The 18785-nt window shown below is 67.5% G+C and carries 18 protein-coding genes; 3 read left to right on the forward strand and 15 right to left on the reverse strand.

The window, feature by feature from the left end; genetic code table 11:
• Window positions 1-48: 48 nt before the first annotated feature.
• The 12 genes from atpA to rpmE all read right to left on the reverse strand — a co-directional run bounded on the left by atpA (window position 49) and on the right by rpmE (window position 10588).
• Window positions 49-1677: a F0F1 ATP synthase subunit alpha gene (gene atpA / locus AZH51_RS00380; RefSeq protein WP_291520245.1), complete on the reverse strand. Its 1629-nt coding sequence runs from the start codon at window positions 1675-1677 to the stop codon at window positions 49-51.
• 132 nt (window positions 1678-1809) lie between these two features.
• A complete protein-coding gene (locus tag AZH51_RS00385; protein WP_291520246.1) occupies window positions 1810-2622 on the reverse strand; it encodes a F0F1 ATP synthase subunit delta in 813 nt (270 codons plus the stop codon).
• Entirely contained in the window at window positions 2622-3203 is a 582-nt protein-coding gene (locus AZH51_RS00390; protein WP_291520247.1) for a F0F1 ATP synthase subunit B, read from the reverse strand. Before AZH51_RS00390 ends, AZH51_RS00385 begins: the two co-directional genes overlap by 1 nt.
• Window positions 3204-3253: 50 nt before the next feature.
• Entirely contained in the window at window positions 3254-3463 is a 210-nt protein-coding gene (gene atpE / locus AZH51_RS00395; protein ID WP_109684011.1) for an ATP synthase F0 subunit C, read from the reverse strand.
• A 72-nt stretch (window positions 3464-3535) separates the two neighbouring features.
• Window positions 3536-4330: a F0F1 ATP synthase subunit A gene (atpB, locus tag AZH51_RS00400; protein ID WP_291520248.1), complete on the reverse strand. Its 795-nt coding sequence runs from the start codon at window positions 4328-4330 to the stop codon at window positions 3536-3538.
• A 190-nt stretch (window positions 4331-4520) separates the two neighbouring features.
• Window positions 4521-5000 carry a hypothetical protein gene (locus tag AZH51_RS00405; protein WP_291520249.1) on the reverse strand — a complete coding sequence of 160 codons (480 nt, stop codon included), beginning with the start codon at window positions 4998-5000 and terminating at the stop codon, window positions 4521-4523.
• A gap of 63 nt (window positions 5001-5063) precedes the next feature.
• Window positions 5064-6161: an MraY family glycosyltransferase gene (locus AZH51_RS00410; RefSeq protein ID WP_291520250.1), complete on the reverse strand. Its 1098-nt coding sequence runs from the start codon at window positions 6159-6161 to the stop codon at window positions 5064-5066.
• Window positions 6162-6184: 23 nt separating this feature from the next.
• Window positions 6185-7462: a serine hydroxymethyltransferase gene (gene glyA / locus AZH51_RS00415; protein ID WP_291520251.1), complete on the reverse strand. Its 1278-nt coding sequence runs from the start codon at window positions 7460-7462 to the stop codon at window positions 6185-6187.
• Window positions 7459-8343 (reverse strand): L-threonylcarbamoyladenylate synthase, encoded by an 885-nt coding sequence (locus AZH51_RS00420; protein WP_291520252.1) that lies wholly within the window; start codon window positions 8341-8343, stop codon window positions 7459-7461. The genes glyA and AZH51_RS00420 overlap by 4 nt, the downstream gene beginning before the upstream one ends.
• A gap of 10 nt (window positions 8344-8353) precedes the next feature.
• Window positions 8354-9205 carry a peptide chain release factor N(5)-glutamine methyltransferase gene (gene prmC, locus AZH51_RS00425; RefSeq protein WP_291520253.1) on the reverse strand — a complete coding sequence of 284 codons (852 nt, stop codon included), beginning with the start codon at window positions 9203-9205 and terminating at the stop codon, window positions 8354-8356.
• Window positions 9202-10284 carry a peptide chain release factor 1 gene (prfA, locus tag AZH51_RS00430; protein WP_291520254.1) on the reverse strand — a complete coding sequence of 361 codons (1083 nt, stop codon included), beginning with the start codon at window positions 10282-10284 and terminating at the stop codon, window positions 9202-9204. Before prfA ends, prmC begins: the two co-directional genes overlap by 4 nt.
• 85 nt (window positions 10285-10369) lie before the next feature.
• Window positions 10370-10588, reverse strand: a complete 219-nt coding sequence (rpmE, locus tag AZH51_RS00435; RefSeq protein WP_109684005.1) for a 50S ribosomal protein L31 — start codon at window positions 10586-10588, stop codon at window positions 10370-10372.
• Between the two features lie 265 nt (window positions 10589-10853).
• On the opposite strand from rpmE, the gene AZH51_RS00440 reads away from it, so the two are divergent.
• The 3 genes from AZH51_RS00440 (at window position 10854) to AZH51_RS00450 (ending at window position 14461) form a co-directional block, all read left to right on the forward strand.
• Window positions 10854-12755 carry an N-acetylmuramoyl-L-alanine amidase gene (locus AZH51_RS00440; protein WP_291520255.1) on the forward strand — a complete coding sequence of 634 codons (1902 nt, stop codon included), beginning with the start codon at window positions 10854-10856 and terminating at the stop codon, window positions 12753-12755.
• A gap of 134 nt (window positions 12756-12889) precedes the next feature.
• Window positions 12890-13336 carry a DUF4262 domain-containing protein gene (locus AZH51_RS00445; protein ID WP_291520256.1) on the forward strand — a complete coding sequence of 149 codons (447 nt, stop codon included), beginning with the start codon at window positions 12890-12892 and terminating at the stop codon, window positions 13334-13336.
• Window positions 13337-13462: 126 nt separating this feature from the next.
• Complete coding sequence (locus tag AZH51_RS00450; RefSeq protein WP_291520257.1) at window positions 13463-14461, forward strand: hypothetical protein; 999 nt, start codon at window positions 13463-13465, stop codon at window positions 14459-14461.
• A gap of 58 nt (window positions 14462-14519) precedes the next feature.
• On the opposite strand, the gene rho is transcribed toward AZH51_RS00450, so the two are convergent.
• From rho to thrC, 3 genes are all read right to left on the reverse strand, one after another.
• Entirely contained in the window at window positions 14520-16508 is a 1989-nt protein-coding gene (gene rho, locus AZH51_RS00455) for a transcription termination factor Rho (RefSeq protein ID WP_291521278.1), read from the reverse strand.
• 288 nt (window positions 16509-16796) lie between these two features.
• Complete coding sequence (gene thrB / locus AZH51_RS00460) at window positions 16797-17702, reverse strand: homoserine kinase (RefSeq protein WP_291520258.1); 906 nt, start codon at window positions 17700-17702, stop codon at window positions 16797-16799.
• 1 nt (window position 17703) lies between these two features.
• Window positions 17704-18783: a threonine synthase gene (gene thrC / locus AZH51_RS00465; RefSeq protein ID WP_291521280.1), complete on the reverse strand. Its 1080-nt coding sequence runs from the start codon at window positions 18781-18783 to the stop codon at window positions 17704-17706.
• Between the last annotated feature and the right edge of the window lie 2 nt (window positions 18784-18785).

Below are 18785 nucleotides of genomic sequence, written 5' to 3' on the forward strand. Positions count from 1 at the left end.
CTCCTTCCCTTATCGGCGGGGTGGTCAATCGTCATCGACGGTTGACGGTCAGTGCTTGACAATTTTGGCCTGGTCGATCTGGTCCTGCGTGATCTCGTCGTGCTGCTCCGAGCCCTCGCCGCCGCCGTCCTCGCTGGGCTGGAACTGCTTCTTGAACTCGGTCATCGCCGACTCGAAGGCCGACTTGCCGTCGTCGTCGAGCTTGGTGGTCTCGCGGATCGCGTCCATCGTCGGCTTGGCCTCGGCGTGCAGGTAGTCCAGGAACTCCCGCTCAAAGCGCTGGATGTCCTCGACCTTGACGTCGTCCAACTTGCCGGTGGTGCCGGCCCACAGCGCCGCGACCTGGTCTTCCAGGGCGTACGGGCTGTTCTGCGGCTGACGGAACAGCGTCATCAGGCGCTCACCACGGGCCAGCTGGCGCCGGGAGGCGGCGTCCAGGTCCGAGGCGAACATGGCGAAGGCCTGCATCTCGCGGAACTGCGCCAACTCGACCTTGATCGAACCGGTGACGGCCTTCATGGCCTTGGTCATCGCGGCGCCACCCACACGGGAGACCGAGATACCGACGTCGACGGCCGGACGCTGGTTGGAGTTGAACAGGTCGGACTGCAAGAAGATCTGACCGTCGGTGATGGAGATGACGTTGGTCGGGATGTACGCCGAGACGTCACCGGCCTTGGTCTCGATGATCGGCAGACCGGTCATCGAACCCGCGCCCAGGTCATCGGACAGCTTCGCGCAGCGCTCCAGCAACCGGGAGTGCAGGTAGAAGACGTCACCGGGGTAGGCCTCGCGGCCCGGCGGACGACGCAGCAGCAACGACATGGCGCGGTAGGCCTCGGCCTGCTTGGACAGGTCGTCGAAGACGATCAGGACGTGCTTGCCCTCGTACATCCAGTGCTGGCCGATGGCCGAGCCGGTGAACGGTGCGAGGTACTTGAAGCCCGCCGGGTCGCCCGCGGGGGCGTTGACGATGGTGGTGTACTCCAGCGCACCGGCCTCTTCGAGGGTGCCGCGCACCTCGGCGACGGTGGAGTTCTTCTGACCGATCGCGACGTAGATGCAGCGCACCTGCTTGGTCGGGTCACCCGACTCCCAGTTCGCCTTCTGGTTGATGATCGTGTCGGTGGCGATCGTCGTCTTGCCGGTCTTGCGGTCACCGATGATCAGCTGACGCTGACCGCGGCCGATCGGGGTCATCGAGTCGATGGCCTTGATACCGGTCATCAGCGGCTCGTGGACCGACTTGCGCTGCACCACGTTGGGCGCCTGGAGCTCCAGCTCACGACGGGTGTCGGAGGCGATGTCGCCCAGACCGTCGATCGGCTCGCCCAGCGGGTTGACGACCCGGCCGAGGAACGCGTCGCCGACCGGCACCGAGAGCACCTCGCCGGTCCGCTTGACTTCCTGGTCCTCCTCGATGCCGGAGAACTCACCCAGGATGACCACACCGATGTCGTGGACATCGAGGTTCAGGGCGATACCCAGGGTGCCGTCCGCGAACTGCAGCAGTTCGTTGGTCATGGCCGAGGGCAGGCCCTCGACGTGCGCGATGCCGTCCGCGGCGTCGACCACACGGCCGACCTCTTCGCGGGCAGCGGCATCGGGCTCGAACGACTGGACGTATCCAGCCAGCGCGTCGCGGATCTCATCCGGACGGATCGAGAGCTCCGTCATTGTCTTCTCCTTCTGGCTCGGCCTCAGGGGGCCGGTCCTGCAAGTCTTCTTCGAGTCTTCTTCGTCGTACGCCGGGTGTCCGGCTGACCGGTAAGGGCCAGTGGCCGGTGAGCCGGCCACCGCTTCCGTCGGCTAGCCGGCCAGCAGCCTTTGCGCCTGCGAGAGGCGCGACAGGATCGTGCCGTCGATGATCTCGTCGCCGACCTGGATCCGCAGCCCGCCGACCACGGAGGGATCCACGACTAGATCGACGCGCACGGGGCGGCCATACATCTGCGCCAGCGCCTGGGATACCCGCTGTTGCAACGCCTCATCCAGCGGGAACGCCGAAGTCACCGTCGCAGTCAGCTGCTCACGCAACCGGGCAGCGATCGTGCCGTAGCCGGTGAGCACCCGGACCAGTCGCTGCCCTCGCGGGTGCGACACGGCCTGGGACACCAGCTCGATCGTCTGCGGGGCGGTCTTACCCTCCAGCAGACCGCGCATCAGTCCGGCCTTGTCCGCTGCGCTGCGCTGCGGATCGGACAGCGCGTTCTGCAGGTCCGGCGAACCGGACACCACCCGCTCGACGCGGAAGAGTTCGTCCTCCACGCGGTCCAGTGCACCGTCGCGGTCGGCACCCACCAGCAGGGCCTCCACGGCGAGCTGCTCGGCCCCGTCGACCAGGTCGTTCTCCGTGGACCAGCGCGAGCCGACCAAAGAGTTGACGACCGCGATTGTCGCGTCACTTACCTTGCCGCGCAGCAGACCGTCCGCAAGCTGCTGCTTGCCGGTCTCCTCGCGGGTCGGGTCCGCCAGGGCCCGGCGCAGCGAGTGCGAGTCATCCAACAGGTTGGTGACCGCGAACAGCTCATTACCCAGACCCGTCGGGTCAGCGCCCGCGCTCAGCTGCTGACGAAGGACCGTGCGGCCCGCCACCAGTGCTTCACGAGAGGATCCGAGCATCAGGAGCCCGCCTCGGTCCCGACCGAGGTCGGGGTGACGTCGCCCGACTCCAGGTCAGCCAGGAAGCGCTCCACGATGCCGCGCTGACGGGCCTCGTCCTCCAGCGACTCTCCGACGATCTTGCCGGCGAGGTCGGTCGACAGGCGCCCTACCTCACCACGCAACTGGACGCTGGCCTGCTGGCGTTCGGCCTCGATCTGCTTGTGCGCGGAGTCGATGAGTCGAGCACCCTCCTCGTTGGCCTTGGTCCGGGCCTCTTCGACGATCTGCGCGCCCTGACCGCGAGCCTGCTCGCGGATCTGGGCCGCCTCGGCGCGGGCGTCGTGCAGCTGGGCTTCGTACTTGGCCTTGGCTTCCTCGGCTTCGTGCTGCGCCTGGGCGGCGTGCTCGATGCCACCCTCGATCGCGGCACGACGCTTGTCGTAGAGCTCCTCGAGGCGGGGCACCACGTACTTGGCGAAGGCCCAGTACAGGATCCCGAAGGAGATCAGTCCGACGAGAAGCTCCATCGGGTGCGGCAGCAGCGGGAGCTGCTCCGGCCAGCCGGCGCCTTCAGAGGTGGCGAGGGATGCGACCGTCACGGTGCTTCCTTATCTCTTGCAGGGGAATGGGTTGCGCGAGTGGGGCTGGGTCAGCCCTTGAAGACGAACGCGAACACCAGACCCAGGATGGCAAGGGCCTCGGTGAGGGCCATGCCGGTGAAGGCGATGGTCTGCAGCATGCCGCGGGTCTCCGGCTGGCGGGCGACACCGTTGATGTAGGCCGCGAAGATCAGGCCGATACCGATGCCGGGGCCGATGGCGGCAAGACCGTAGCCGAGGAATGCGATGGAGCCAGTCATCATTTCTTACTTTCCTTCTGTGTGGTCCCCGGTGCGGTCGCCCCAGGGGTCGTGCATTGGCGGGATGGAAACTCAGTGGCCGTCGGAGGTTGCGTCGGCGATGTACAGCGCGGCCAGCAACACGAAGATGAAGGCCTGCAGGAACTGGATCAGCAACTCGAAGAAGCTCATCAGCACGGCGAACGCGATCGACAAGATGCCGGCGCCCCTGATCGCGAAGTTGTCCATGTGCAGCAGGAGGTACTCGCCACCGACGATGAAGACCAGCAGCATCAGGTGGCCGGCCATCATGTTGCCGAAGAGTCGCAGCGCCAGCGTCAGCGGCCGGATGAAGAAGTAGGTCAGGAACTCCAGGACCCACATGATCGGGACCAGCCAGCCGGGCAGACCAGCAGGGGTCAACGAGCCGAGGTACTTGCCGAAGCCACCCTTATGCCGGATAGCAGTCACGTGGTATACGACGTAGACGATGGCCGTCAGCACGATCGGGAAGGCGATACGGGCTGTTGTCGGGTACTGGATGAACGGGATGAAGCCGGCGAAGTTGTTCAGCAGGATGACGGTGAACAGGCTGAACAGCAGCGGCAGGAACGGCTTGAAGTTCTTGGTGCCGATGATGTCCTTGGCGATCGTGTTGCGCACGAAGTCATAGGACGACTCCAGCAGCCACTGGCCCTTGCTGGGCACCATCTTCAGGTTGCGGGTGCCGATCATGTAGACGCCGATGATCAGCACGACCGAGAGAATCATCATGACGGCCGGACGGGTCAGCGCCCAGTTGCTGTCGCCACCAATCAGCGGCCACCAGAAGTCGCTAGTACCCGGCGACACGAACTCGTCGGCGGGAAGCGCCACAAGCAAACTCACACAAACTCCTCAGTCAACATCCAGTTTGACGGTCGAACCTGGGATCGGGTGCTCCTACCCATCGCGCACCGCCGTGACCCAGGGTGACTGCGTCGAGGTTGCGGGAAGGTACCGGATACCGGTGAAGTCACTGCGAAGAATACCCGACGCACGGCTGCCTCTTGGCCACGGGACGGCTCGCAGGCGCACCTCACGTCGACCCCTTCGGGTCGGTTCCGACGGTGTCGGAGACCACGGGGTCGTAGATCGGCTGCCGGGACCGGCGAAATCCGATGATCTGGAACACCTGCCACGCGATCACCACGACGACCACCGCGATCGCGGTAGCGGGTCCGTCGAGGCTCTTGATCTGCACGGCGGCCGCCAGAACCAGCCCGAGGACCAGTACCTGGCCGAAGAACACGGCGAGGCCGGCGGCCATCAGCAGCGCGGGATCGAGGTTGCGCAATCGCATCAGGACCAACAGGCCACTGGCGAAGAACGCGAGAGCAAGCACCGCCCCGAACAGAGCGGAAAGTCCCCCGGCCGGACCGCGGACGATCCACAAGACGATGGCGGTGATCAGGCCACAGATGGCTGCCGGAACGAATGCCGCCCGCAGCAGCGGTGCGAAGGGGGACTCGGCCAGCGGCACGGGTGTGGCCACCTCAGTGTCGCGTGAGTCGGTCATTGACTCTCTCCAGGCCGGTCGTGGGCGTCATATCGGGCGTCGCGCGAGCGCTTGTGAAAACTATCACAAGCTCCGGGTGCGCCTCCACTTGGGCAGTCCCCAGGTCAGTGCCAGGGACGCCACCAGCAGCACTGCGAGCAGGACCAGCGCGACCACTGCGGGCAGGTAGGCCAGCGCCAGGATACTCAGCGCGCCCGCGGCGGACCACAGGTAGAGCAAGAGCACTGCCTCGCGGTGGGGGTGGCCCATCTGCAGCATGCGGTGGTGCAGATGTTTGGAGTCGGCGGTCCAGAATTTCCCCCGCCGGCGCACGACTGCCCACACCACGTCGATGATCGGTAGCGCCAGGACCAGCATCGGTAACGCGATGGGCAACCACGAGGCGTACGTCGCGGACTGCCCGGTCGCACCCGCCGGATCGAAGTTGCCGGTGAACGAGATGGTCGCGGCCGACAAGAGCAGCCCCAGCAGCAACGCCCCCGCATCACCCATGAACAGCCGCGCGGGATGGAAGTTGTGCGGCAGGAAGCCCAGGCAGATGCCGATCAGAGCCGCCGCGATGAACGCGGCTGAGGAGAAGACACTGCCCGGGACGTCACGGGAGGCGATCGAATAGGTCCACAGGAAGAACGTGATGCCGGCGATCGCGACGATCCCTGCGGCCAGGCCATCCAACCCGTCGACGAAGTTCACCGCGGTCGTGGTGGCGATCACGATGAGGATGGTGATCGCCACCAGGATGGGCGCCGGCAGGATCGTCTGGCCGCCGAGCGGGATGTTGACCATCGTCACGCCGGCGTAGGCCATCACCCCCGCCGCGATCATCTGACCCGCGAACTTCGTGATCGGGTCGAGCTCGCGGAAGTCGTCCACCGCACCCAGCGCGGTGATCAACGTCGCGGCGATCAGGACACCGACCAGCGGTCCGAAGTTGTCCGAGATCGTCCGTGAGAGGTAGGGCAGATGATCGGCGACCACCAGCGCTGCCGCGAAGCCGACCAGCATCCCGACGCCGCCCAGGCGCGGGACCGGGGTGGTGTGCACATCGCGCCCGCGCACCGGCGTGAACGCGCCGAACCGGATCGCCAGCCAACGCACCGCCGGGGTGATCACGAAGGTGATCACCCCGGCGATGACGGCGACAAGGACGTATTCGCGCACAGATCAGGACAGCACAGGAGGTACTAGCGCGGGTACGCCGGGAACTGCCCGACCAACTCGTGCACCTGCGCGCGGACCTCCTTGGAGACCGCATTGTCGGGGTCGGCGTCGCCCTTGGTGACGGCCGTGGCGATGAGGTCGGCGATGGTCTTCATCTGCTCAGGTCCCATGCCCTGGGTGGTGACACTCGGCGTACCCACCCGGATGCCGGAGGCGATGTTCGGCTTGGCCGGGTCGAACGGAATCGCGTTCTTGTTCAACACGATTCCCGCCGCGTCCGCGCGGGCCTCGGCGTCGGCGCCGGTGACGCCGACGGCCTGCAGGTCGTGCAGCGACAGGTGCGTGTCGGTGCCGCCCGTGGTCGGGCGGATGCCGTGCGCGTCGAGGCCGGCCGCGAGCGCCTGGGAGTTGACGATGACCTGCTTGACGTACGCCGCGTACTCGGGTGTCGCGCACTCCTTGAAGTTGACCGCCTTGGCGGCGATCGTGTGCATCTGCGGACCACCCTGCATCATCGGGAAGACCGCCTTGTCCAACTTCGCGGCGTGCTCCTCCTTGCAGACCAGCGCACCCGAGCGGGGACCGCGCAGCACCTTGTGCGTGGTGAAGGTGACCACGTCGGCGTACGGGACCGGCGAGGGGATCGCCTTGCCGGCGACCAGACCGATGAAGTGGGCCGCGTCGACCCAGAAGATGGCGCCGATCTCGTCGGCGAGGTTGCGGAAGAACTCGAAGTCGATCAACCGCGGGATCGCCGACCCGCCGGCCAGGATCACCTTGGGCTGATGCTCGCGCGCCAGCTCGGCGACCTGGTCGTAGTCGATGTCCTCGGTCTGCTTGTCGACGCCGTAGTGCACGGCGTTGAACCACTTGCCGGAGAAGGACACCTTCGTGCCGTGGGTCAGGTGGCCACCCATCGGCAGCGCCATCGCGAGGATGGTGTCGCCCGGTGCCATGAAGGCGCCGTAGACGGCCTGGTTGGCGCTGGCGCCGGAGTGCGGTTGCACGTTGGCGTGGTCGGCACCGAACAGGTCCTTGCACCGCTGGATCGCGAGGTTCTCGGCCTTGTCGACCTCGGAGCAACCGCCGTAGTAGCGGCGGCCGGGGTAGCCCTCGGCGTACTTGTTGGACAGTGTCGAACCCAGGGCGGTCAGCACCGCCGGGGAGGACATGTTCTCGCTGGCGATCAACTGCAGGCCGCCGCGCAGGCGCTCCAGCTCGGAGAGCAGGACGCCGGCGATGTCCGGGTCGAACGCAGCCAGGGCCTCGTAGTCGGAGCCGTAGAAGGGGGTAGTGCTCACGGGTTCACCTCGGGTCGGTCGGTGGTGGCGTCGTCTGTGGTGGAAGGGGCCTCGGAATTCCAATGTTCACCGATCGACTCCGGGGCCGGAGGGGCATCGGCGGAATCGAGAACAGTTGCGTCATCGGGCAGTTCGGGCAGCGCTTGGTCCGGATGCGGCTCCTCATCCCCGGGAGCCACGGCCGACTCGTCGCCGATCGGCTCGGGATCGCCCGGGTCGACGCTGACGCCCAGGCCGGTGATGAGTTCCACCGGGCCGAGGATCTCGCGCAGCGAATCCAGACTCACCGAGCCTTCGCGCAGGACGACCGGGTCGGCCTTGGTGCAGTCCAGGATGGTCGAGGGCTCGGTGTCGGAGCGGGTGCCGCCGTCCAGGAACACCTCGACGAAGCCACCGAGGGCGAAGCCGGCCTCGGTGATCGTGGTTGCTGCTGGTCTGCCGGTCTTGTTCGCCGAACTCACCGCGAGCGGCCCGGTCAGCGACAACAACTCGCGGGCGATCTCATCGTCAGGCACCCGCAGGCCGACCGTGCCGTTGGTCTCCCCCAGGTCCCAGGCCAGCGACGGCTGGGCCCGGAAGATCAGGGTCAGGCCGCCGGGCCAGAAGGCGTCCATCAGCCGATTGGCGTACGACGGTACGTCCATCGCCAGACCCGGAACGGTCTCGCGGCCGGGGATCAGGACCGGCGGCGGCATCTCCCGGCCACGTCCCTTGGCCGACAGCAGCGTCTGCACGGCGACCGGGCTGAACGCGTCAGCGCCGATGCCGTAGACGGTGTCGGTCGGCAGCACGATGCATTCGCCGTTCTCGATGGCGGTGCGGGCTGCGGTCAGACCCTCGGAGCGCTGATCCGCGTCGGAGCAGTCGAAGATCTCACTCACGGTCGCGATCCTATCGGTCGACACGCACGGCCCGGACCGCGCGCGGGCGGCCGGTGAGGTCCACCTCGTCGGTGACGTCGCGCCACCGGCCGTCGGCGCGCAGCGCGGCCGGCAGCGAGTCCCCTTGGCTGTCGGCGTGCTCCATGATCAGGACGCCCCCATCACGCAACAGATCCGCGGCGCGAGCAGCGACCGCGAGCGGGATGCGCAGGCCGTCGGCGCTGCCGCCGTAGAGCGCTACCTGCGGGTCGTGGTCGCGCACCTCGGGATCGATGGGCTCCATGCCGACCGGGATGTACGGCGGGTTGCTCACGACTACGTCGACCTCGCCGAGAAGCGCCGGGAAGGCCGTGCGGGCATCACCAAGACTGAGGTTCACGTCGAGGCCGAGGGTTTGCGCGTTGCGCTGTGCCCAGGCGAATGCGAGTTCGTCGACCTCGATGGCCGCCACCTGCAGATCCGGGCGCTCCTGCTTGATGGCCAGGGCAATCGCCCCGGAGCCGGTGCACAGATCGGTGACTGTGGCCTGCTCCCCTGCTGCCGCGAGCACCAGGTCGACCAGCAGCTCGGTCTCCGGCCGCGGGATGAAGACCCCCGGCCCGACGGACAGTTCGAGATGCCGGAAGGGTGCCCGTCCGGTGAGGTGCTGCAGCGGGACGCGCCGGGTGCGTTCGTCGACCAGTTCCGCCAGCGCGACCAGTTGTTGCTCATCCGGGCGACGACCCAGCACCAGGTCGCGTCGGGCATCGGAGGGGCTGCGACCCCAGACGTGCGCGACCAGAGCCAACCCATCGGCGTACGCCGAGGGCACGCCGGCCTGCGTCAGACGCTCGGTGACCGTCCGCAACAGATCGTCGCTCACTGGCCCGCGGCCGCCATCCGAGCGGCTTCGTCCATCGTGACCGCGGAGTCGATGACGGGGTCCAGGTCGCCGTTGAGCACCGCGTCGAGGTTGTAGGACTTGAACCCGGTGCGGTGGTCGGCGATCCGGTTCTCGGGGAAGTTGTAGGTGCGGATGCGCTCGCTACGGTCCACGGTGCGCACCTGCGAGCGCCGCGCGGCACTGGCCTCGGCGTCACGCTGCTCCTGCTGCTGCTGACGCAGTCGCGCCTTGAGGACGCGCAATGCGGCCTCTTTGTTCTGCAGCTGCGACTTCTCGTTCTGGCAGGACACGACCACACCGGTCGGCAGGTGGGTGATGCGCACGGCGGAGTCGGTCGTGTTGACGCTCTGTCCGCCGGGGCCCGAGGAGCGGTAGACGTCGATCTTCAGGTCGTTCGGCCCGAAGGTGATCTCCTCGTCGTCACCCTCGTCCAGATCGGGCATCACCAGCACACCGGCCGCGGAGGTGTGGATGCGGCCCTGGCTCTCGGTGACCGGGACCCGCTGCACCCGGTGCACGCCGCCTTCGTACTTCAGCCGCGCCCACGGTGCGCTGCCCGGCTCGGGAGTTCCCTTGGCGCGTAACTGGAGTCGGACATCCTTGTAGCCGCCGAGGTCGGACTCGGTGGCGTCGGTGATGTCGGCCTTCCAGTGGTGTTTCTCGGCGTACCGCAGGTACATCCGGACCAGGTCGCCGGCGAAGAGCGCGGACTCCTCGCCGCCCTCGCCCGCCTTGACCTCGAGGATCACGTCCCGGTCGTCGTCCTCGTCGCGGGGCAACAACAACGTGCGCAACTTGCCCTCAGCGAGTTCGACCGCCTCACGCAGCGCGGGCAGTTCGGCCGCGAAGCCCTCGTCCTCCCCCGCCAGTTCCTCACCGGCGGCAAGATCCTCACCGGCCTGCTTCAGCGCGTGGTAGGCGGCGACGGTCGGCGCCAGCGCGGCGTACCTCTTGTTGAGCTTGCGGGACAGCTTCTGGTCACCGAGGGTCGCGGGGTCGGCCAGTTGCCGTTCGAGGTCGGCGTACTCGGCCACGATCGGTTCGGCGGATTCCAACATGTGCGCGCTCCTTGCGAACGACCAGACGGGGGAACAAAGACCGCCGCCCCGCACCCAGGTCGGGTGCGGGGCGGCGGCGGGAAAGTTACTTGGCGTCGGCCTTCTTGCCGTAACGCTCCTGGAAGCGGGCCACGCGACCACCGGTGTCCAGGATCTTCTGCTTGCCCGTGTAGAACGGGTGGCACTGCGAGCAGACCTCGACGTTGATGGCGCCGTCGGTCTTGGTGCTGCGGGTCTCGAACTGAGCGCCGCAGGTGCACGTCACCAGGGTGTTGACGTACTCCGGGTGCAGGTTCTTCTTCACTGCGGGATCTCCTTGGTATCGAAGGGTCCGGGTCGCCTGCGCGGGATGCAACGAGCGTGAACCGGAAGCCAGCAGTCAATTCTGCCAGATCTGGGGCGAGAGGCCGAATCGGCTGCATCCGGACCAACGCACACGACACACTGCGCATTCCGCCGGGCGGCGCAAATCCTCCGGGCAAAGTTTTACATTCTGAAAACACTTTTCGTTCTGCGACTGTGGCACGGTAACGATTGTCCGTTTGATCGCTCATCCCCCGGAGAGTCGTATGCCATCCGTATCACGGCGTAACTTCCTGATCGCCTCCCTCGCGGTGCCGCTCGCCGCAACCGCCGCCCCGGCTCTCGCAGTCGAGAGCACCGACCAGTTCACCACCGCGGCCAACAAATATCAGGTCCCGGTGAGCGTTCTTACAGCCGTCTCCTACGGCCAGACCCGCTGGGAGGACCACTCCGGTCGGCCCTCCACCAGCGGCGGGTACGGTCCGATGCACCTGATCGACGGTGCCGCCGTCGCAGCCGTCCGTGCGAACCGCACCGGCAAACCCGATAGCGCACCGGTGATCGACACGCTGGCGCAAGCCGCCCGCCTCACCGGTTACTCCCCCAGCACGCTGAAGAAGGACCCCGCCGCCAACATCATGGGAGCGGCCGCGATCCTGGCCAGCACCCAGAAGTCGCTGGGCCACCCGCTGGGCGCCAGCACCGATCCGTCGTCCTGGTACGAGGCCATCGCCTCGGTCAGCGGGCTCACCTCTGCATCCGCGCAGCAGACCTTCGCCGACGGCGTTCTATCCGACCTGCAGTCCGGCGCCGTGAAGTCGACCGCCGGCGGCAAACTGACCATGAAGGCCCGTGCGGTGGGCTCGCCGGGCGCGCAACGGCAGGTCCTGAGCGAGCGCGTCGCGGTGGCCAAGGCGCAGCGACCGCGCGGTCCCGTGGACGCTCCGGCCGGCCTGGCCGTGGAGTGGATCCCGGCGCCGTACGAGCAGTACGGCCCCAACCCGGGTGACTACGGCAACCACGACCTGGGTTTCCGGCCCAAGTCGCCCGCGCTGAACCAGATCGTCATCCACGACATGGACGGCACCTACGACGGCTCGATCACCCTGGTGAAGGACCCGACCTACCTGGCCTGGAACTACTCGATCCGCTCCGGTGACGGTCACATCGCCCAGCACCTGGAGACCAAGGACATCGGCTGGCACGCCGGCAACTGGTACATCAACGGCCACGCCCTGGGCATCGAGCACGAGGGCTACGCCGCCGACGGCAGTTGGTACTCCGAGGTGATGTACCGCAACTCGTCCAAGTTGGTGAAGTACCTCGCACGCAAGTACGACATCCCGTTGGACCGCAGCCACATCCTGGGCCACGACCAGGTCCCGGCGACCACCGCGGCCAACATCCCCGGGATGCACTGGGACCCGGGCCCGTTCTGGGACTGGGAGCACTACTTCAACCTGCTCGGCGCCAACCTGCGCAAAGGCACCTCAGCGGTACGACCGAAGTCGGGTCAGGTGGTGCGGATCCTGCCGGGGTTCGACGGTAACTTCCAGCCGCTCACGGGCTACCAGAACAGCTCCAGCACCCCCTACCCCGATCTGCCGACCAACTTCGTCACCCTGCGCACCCAGCCCGATTTCGGTGCGCCGGTCTACACCGACGCGGGCCTGCACCAGAACGGAACGCCCGGCTCGACGTACGTCTCGGACATGGGTGGGCGCGCCGCGGCCGGATGCGACTACGTCGTGGCGGAGGTCATCGGCGACTGGACGGCGATCTGGTTCCTCGGCGACAAGGTGTGGTTCTACAACCCGCGCAAGAACCCCACCGCCCGGGTGCTGCTCGGCGCCAAGGTGGTCACCCCCAAGGCCGGCAGGACCACCATCCCGGTCTACGGTCGCGCCCTGCCCGAGCCCTCGGCGTACACCGACCCGGCCGACGTCGTGGCGTGGGCACCGCTCACCTACCAGCTGGAGTCGGCGCAGTCCTACGCGCTGGTCGATGAGAAACCGCCGACGGACTACTACAAGGCCAACACCTACGACATCGACACCCCTGGTGACCACGTCGACATCATCGGCAAGACCAAGTACTACATGATCAGCGTCGGCCACCGGATCGGGTTCGTCCTCGCGGACGACGTCCAGGCCTCGCGCGCCTGGTGATCTGACGCAGCACTCCCCTGGATCCCGCCATCGGTTCGCCGGTGGCGGGATCCGCTGAGTGAGTGACCGGGTAATCCACAGGCCGGGCCGGCACGTACGGCGCGTGGGCACCCGATCGTCCTACGGTGCCTGGCATGGCGAGGATGACAAGGGAATCGTGGCGCAGACAACGGGACTCGGATCTGCGGGCCAAGATCCGCCGCTACGGGTACACCGTGCTGCACATCGGCGGCGGCTGCGACGATCCGGCATGCACGGAGCCCCATTCGCCGCTGAGTGAACAGTTCGGTTACACGGTCGGACTGACCGAGCACGGCCACCCGGAGCTGCTGGTCTCGGGGCTGGTCGCCCTCGACTCCTACCGCTTGTTGAACAACCTCGGTCACAACATCGTGGACCACGGGGACCGGCTGAGACCGGGCGAGCTCATCGACTTCGGCGGGTTCGGCATCGGTGCAGTGGTCGAGATCGAGGACTCCTCGCGTCAGCTGACCGTGGCCAACGAGTTCTACCGCGTCCCCTACCGGCTACCGATCGCAGCACTGCGCGTTGTGGTCGCCGGTTCTGATCGGTTCAACTAGAACCGCCTTGTGCCGCAACCTGTTTCGGGTTACCGGTGCTGGCGTGAGAGAACTCCCGACTACAGCCTCGCACTGCTACCGGGTTGACTCCCCGGTATGAGTCGAGGCCCCTCCCGTCGTACCGTCATGTCCGCCGCATGGGCCGCCCCCGTGGTCACCATCGCCGCCGCCGCACCGGCAGCGAGCGCCAGCCCTTCGGCTGGTTTCGACCTGGTCCTGGACCCACCACAGCTGGGCAGTTCCTTCTACATGTTCAACGGTGCTCTGACCCGGCTGCTGGAGGTCGGCGAACCGGTGGCCACCGTGGTCGCCAACCACGGCACCGTTGCCTCCCCCGCGGGGTTCACCCTGCAGGTCAGCTACGACAGCGCGGTCTTCCGGCTCACCGGTGCCACCGGACACTTCGGTGGCAGCGGTGGTGACGGCACGTCGTTGCCGATCGTCACGCGCAGCGTGGCCGACCGCGTCGAGACGGTCACCTTCACGATCCCGGTGATGATCCCGCCGGGTACTGATCCGTTCACCGGCTACTTCGTGGCTTTCGACTACGACATCCTCGGTATTTACCCGCATGACGCCGTCGCGGACTACCGTCCGGCGCACTTCACCCTCCTACCGGTGCCCGGGGATGCGGACCTGTCGAACAACACCGCAGTGGGCTCCATCGCGCAGGACAAGGGTCCGGTCAGCCCGTGGGGCGTGTTGGCGTCGGCCAGCTACGCAACGAAGGCGATCGGGTCGCTCACGCTCAAGCGGCCGACGACCATCACCTGGACGTCGGTCGGCCCGAATCCCACACCCGCCGGGTCGCAGTTGCGCATCGGGACCGACGCCCAGACCGCGTCGCAGGTGCGCATCACCAACGTGCGCTTCAACGGCGCCCCCGCCCCGGGCGCGGTCACGTTCGTGTCGCAGGAGTCCACCGGCCAGACCATCGCGGCTGTCTACGCCCTCACCGTGCGCCTGGCCGCGCGCGACGTGCTGACCTACGACGTCACGTACGTCGACCAGACCCCGCCCGCCGGGATCAGCCAGATCTACCGCGCCCAGGCTGACTTCCTCGCGCCCGACCCGAACTCCCCGGCGCAGCGCGCCCGCGACGAGCGCAGTTACCTGCAGTACTGAGCCGAGACGTCGCAAAAGGGCCGGGAGACAACGTCTCCCGGCCCTTGCGTACGTCTGATCAGTCTTCGTCGTCCAGCTTGATCGAGCTGGTCTGCTGCACCTGCATCAGGAACTCGACGTTCGACTTGGTCTTCTTCAACCGGTCGAGCAGGAGCTCCACGGACTGCTGCTGATCCAGGGCGGCCAGCACCCGGCGCAGCTTCCACATGATCTTCAGCTCGTCGGCACCCAGCAGAATCTCCTCGCGGCGGGTACCGGAGGCGTTGACGTCGACCGCCGGGAAGATCCGGCGCTCGGCGAGCTGACGGGACAGCCGCAGCTCCATGTTGCCGGTGCCCTTGAACTCCTCGAAGATGACCTCGTCCATCCGTGACCCGGTCTCGATGAGGGCCGTCGCCAGGATGGTCAGCGAACCACCGTGCTCGATGTTGCGCGCCGCACCGAAGAACTTCTTCGGCGGGTAGAGCGCGCTGGAGTCGACACCACCGGACATGATCCGGCCGCTGGCGGGGGCCGCCAAGTTGTAGGCGCGGCCCAGCTTGGTGATCGAGTCCAGCAGGATGACGACATCCGAACCGGCCTCGACCAGGCGCTTGGCGCGCTCCACCGCGAGCTCGGCGACCGTGGTGTGGTCGTCGGCGGGACGGTCGAAGGTGGAGGCGATGACCTCACCCTTCACCGCGCGCTGCATGTCGGTGACCTCTTCGGGGCGCTCGTCGACGAGCACGACCATGAGGTGGCATTCGGGGTTGTTGGTGCTGATCGCGTTGGCGATGGCCTGCATGATCATCGTCTTACCGGCCTTGGCCGGCGCCACGATCAGACCACGCTGACCCTTACCGATCGGCGCGACCAGGTCGATCATCCGGGTCGTCAGCACGTTGGGCTCGGTCTCCAACCGCAGGCGCTCCTGCGGGTAGAGCGGGGTCAGCTTGCCGAACTCCGGGCGCTGCTTGGCCTTCTCCGGGTCCAGACCGTTGACCGTGTCCAGCCGGACCAGAGCGTTGAACTTCTGCCGGTTGGACTGCTGCTGGCCCTGCTGGTCGTTGTCCCGCGGGGCGCGCACGGCGCCGGTGACCGCGTCACCCTTGCGCAGACCGTTGCGCTTGATCATGCCCATCGGCACGTAGACGTCGTTCGGACCCGGCAGGTAGCCGCTGGTGCGCACGAAGGCGTAGTTGTCGAAGACGTCGACGATGCCCGCCACCGGGATCAGGACGTCGTCCTCGCGGATCTGGGTGTCAACGTCCCCGAAGTCTTCACGACCTCCGCGGCCACGCTTGCGGTCGCGGCCGCGCTGACGACGGCGGGAGTTGGGCCCGTCGTTGTTCCAGTTGTCGTTGCCGCTGTTGTTCCGGTCGTTGTTGTTGCCGCGGTCGTTGGTGTTGCCGCGGTCGTTGTTGCCACCGCTGTTGCGGTCGTTGGTGTTGCGGTCGTTGGTGTTCTGCGACCGGTCGTTACCGCCCTGGGCGCGGTCGCCCCGGTTGTTCTGCTGGGCGCGGTTACCCCGGTTGTTCCGGTTGCCCTCACCCTGGGCGCGGTCACCCTGGTTGCGGTCACCCTGGTTGCGGTCACCGGAGTTCTGCCGGTCGCCGTGGTTCTGGTTGCGGCGCGAGCCCCGGTCGGCGTTGTCGCGCTCGTCACCCTGGGCCTCGGAACCCCGCCCGTCGGACTGCTGGTGCGAGCTCGAGTCGCCGCGGTCGTCACGCTGCTGGGTCGGGGCGCCGGTCTCCGGCGCGCGGGTGTCACCCGGCTGCTCGGCGGAGCGCTCAGGCGCAGTCGGCGGCGCCTGCGCGGCCGGAGCACTCGGAGCCTGCGCTGCGCTCTCGGCGGCGGGAGCAGTGGTGGGGGCAGTCGCCCGGCGGGACCCGCCGTCACGACCGGCACGAATGGCCTCGAGCAGATCGCTCTTGCGCATTTTCGAAGTGCCGCTGATGCCCATGGTCGACGCGAGTTGCTTGAGTTCGTCGAGTTTCAGAGTGCTCAACGAACCGCGAGCCGTGACCCGCTCGGTGGTTTCAGTCACGAAGAATTTCCTTCCCCTCATCCAGCCGATCGGCTTTGCGAATGAGGCGTCCTCTTGAGGTACGACCCCGGCGTACTGCCTGGAGTCACGACCGCCGTGCTGACCACCCGCGGGCGGGTAGGGCAAGAACAGTCAAAGGGTGGCACCGCCGGGCGACCGTCGGGGGGATTCCGAATATGCGTCGGGAAAGGATCGCTGAGCGAAGGGATTCACAGAGCGCTTCCGTCGGCGCGGCCACCGAGAACTCGGTGCTGGCTCAACGGTACACCGAGTCCCGGTCAAAACGTGAAATCGACGACATCCCGCGCGTCAGATCTCATGTACGCCGATCGCGGCCACTCCGGGTCGCACCTGCGCCCAGCCGTCGGGCGGGCTGAAGGTCGCTGCGTCGTCGGTAGCCAGAACCAGGACGGTCGGCCCCGCACCGGAGATCACGGCGGCGTGCCCTGCGGCACGCAGCGCGTCGACCAGGGCCATTGACTCCGGGTAGGCCGGTCGCCGCGCCTCCTGGTGCAACCAGTCGCGCGTCGCCGGCAGCAGCAGGTCCGGTCGCTGCGACAGCGCGAGCGTCAGCAACGCGGTCCGCCCGGCACCGCTGGCGGCATCGGCCAGCGGCACGGTCGGTGCGAGAGCGGCCCGCGCTTTCTGCGTGGACAGGGTCGCTTCCGGGATGAACACAACCGGAAAGACGTTGTCGTGCAACGGGATCGACGCTGTCTCCCAACCCTCGCGACCGGAGGCGCGCCACGAAACGGTAGCCCCGCCGTACACACTGGCCGACGCATTGTCCGGGTGCCCCTCGAGGTCTCCGGCCACGTCGTTGACCAGCGCCAGCGCCTGCGGATCGGCGAGCGAGGCACCAGTCAACGCCAGCGCCGCGCCCACCCCGGCGACAATCGCGGCGGCGGAGGATCCGACCCCCCGGGCGTGCGGAATCTCGTTGCGCGCATGCAACCTCAGACCCGGTGGGGGCCCCACCCCGAGGTGCTTCCAGAGCGTGTGCATCGACTGCACGACCAGATGGCCCTCGTCGCGGCGTACCGAGTCCGAGCCCTCGCCCTCGATGTCGATCAGCAGATCGCTGTCGGTGACGGTCGCGGTGACCTCGTCGTAGATGCCCAGCGCCAGCCCGATGGAGTCGAACCCGGGGCCGAGGTTGGCCGACGACGCCGGGACCCGCACGGTCACCGATGCGCCGGGCGCGAGCGCGGCCATCTCAGCCCTCGAGGCCGAGGGCACTGGCGACGGTGAAGGCATCGACCGGCACCCGCGTGGGGTTGACGGCAGAGCCGTCGGCCTCCTTCAACGCCCAGTCGGGGTCCTTCAAGCCGTGCCCGGTGACGGTGCAGACGATGGTCGCACCGGCCGGGATCGCGCCGCGCTCGTGCTGCTGCAGCAGACCGGCGATCGACGCGGCACTGCCCGGCTCCACGAAGATGCCCTCGGTCGACGACAGCATCCGGTGCGCCGCCAGGATCCGTTCGTCGGTGACCGAGTCGATGATCCCGCCAGACTCGTCACGGGCCACGATGGCCTGCTTCCAGGACGCTGGATTACCGATCCGGATCGCGGTGGCCACCGTCTCGGGCTGGTCGACCGGGTGGCCGAGCACGATCGGCGCCGCGCCGGCGGCCTGGAACCCCCACATGGCCGGGCGTTTGGTCGCGATCGCGTCGTCACCGGCGGACGCCTCGCTGTAGCCCTTCCAGTACGCCGTGATGTTGCCAGCGTTGCCGACCGGCAGGCAGTGGATATCCGGGGCGTCACCCAGTACGTCGATAACCTCGAACGACGCGGTCTTCTGACCCTCGATGCGGGCGGGGTTGACCGAGTTCACCAACTCGACCGGGTAGGCCTCGCCGAGTTTGCGGGCCAGGGTCAGGCAGTCGTCGAAGTTGCCCTCGACCTGCAGCAGTTGCGCCCCGTGCGCGATCGCCTGGGACAACTTGCCCATCGCGATCTTGCCCTCCGGCACCAGCACACCGCAGGTCATCCCGGCCTTGGTGGCGTAGGCCGCCGCCGACGCCGAGGTGTTGCCCGTCGAGGCACAGATCACCGCTTTCGCGCCGGACTTGGCGGCCATCGAGATCGCGGTCGTCATCCCACGGTCCTTGAAGGAGCCGGTGGGGTTGAGGCCCTCGAACTTCACGTAGACGTTGGCCCCGACCAACGTGCTCAGCTTCTCGGCCGGGATCAGCGGAGTGCCGCCCTCACCCAGCGTGATGACCGGGGCGCCGTCCAGCATCGGCAACCGATCGGCGTACTCGCGGATGACCCCGCGCCATTGGTGAGCCACGC

Origin of the sequence: Branchiibius sp. NY16-3462-2, from assembly GCF_001594145.1 — a bacterium.
In the GTDB taxonomy this organism is placed as follows: Bacteria; Actinomycetota; Actinomycetes; order Actinomycetales; family Dermatophilaceae; genus Branchiibius.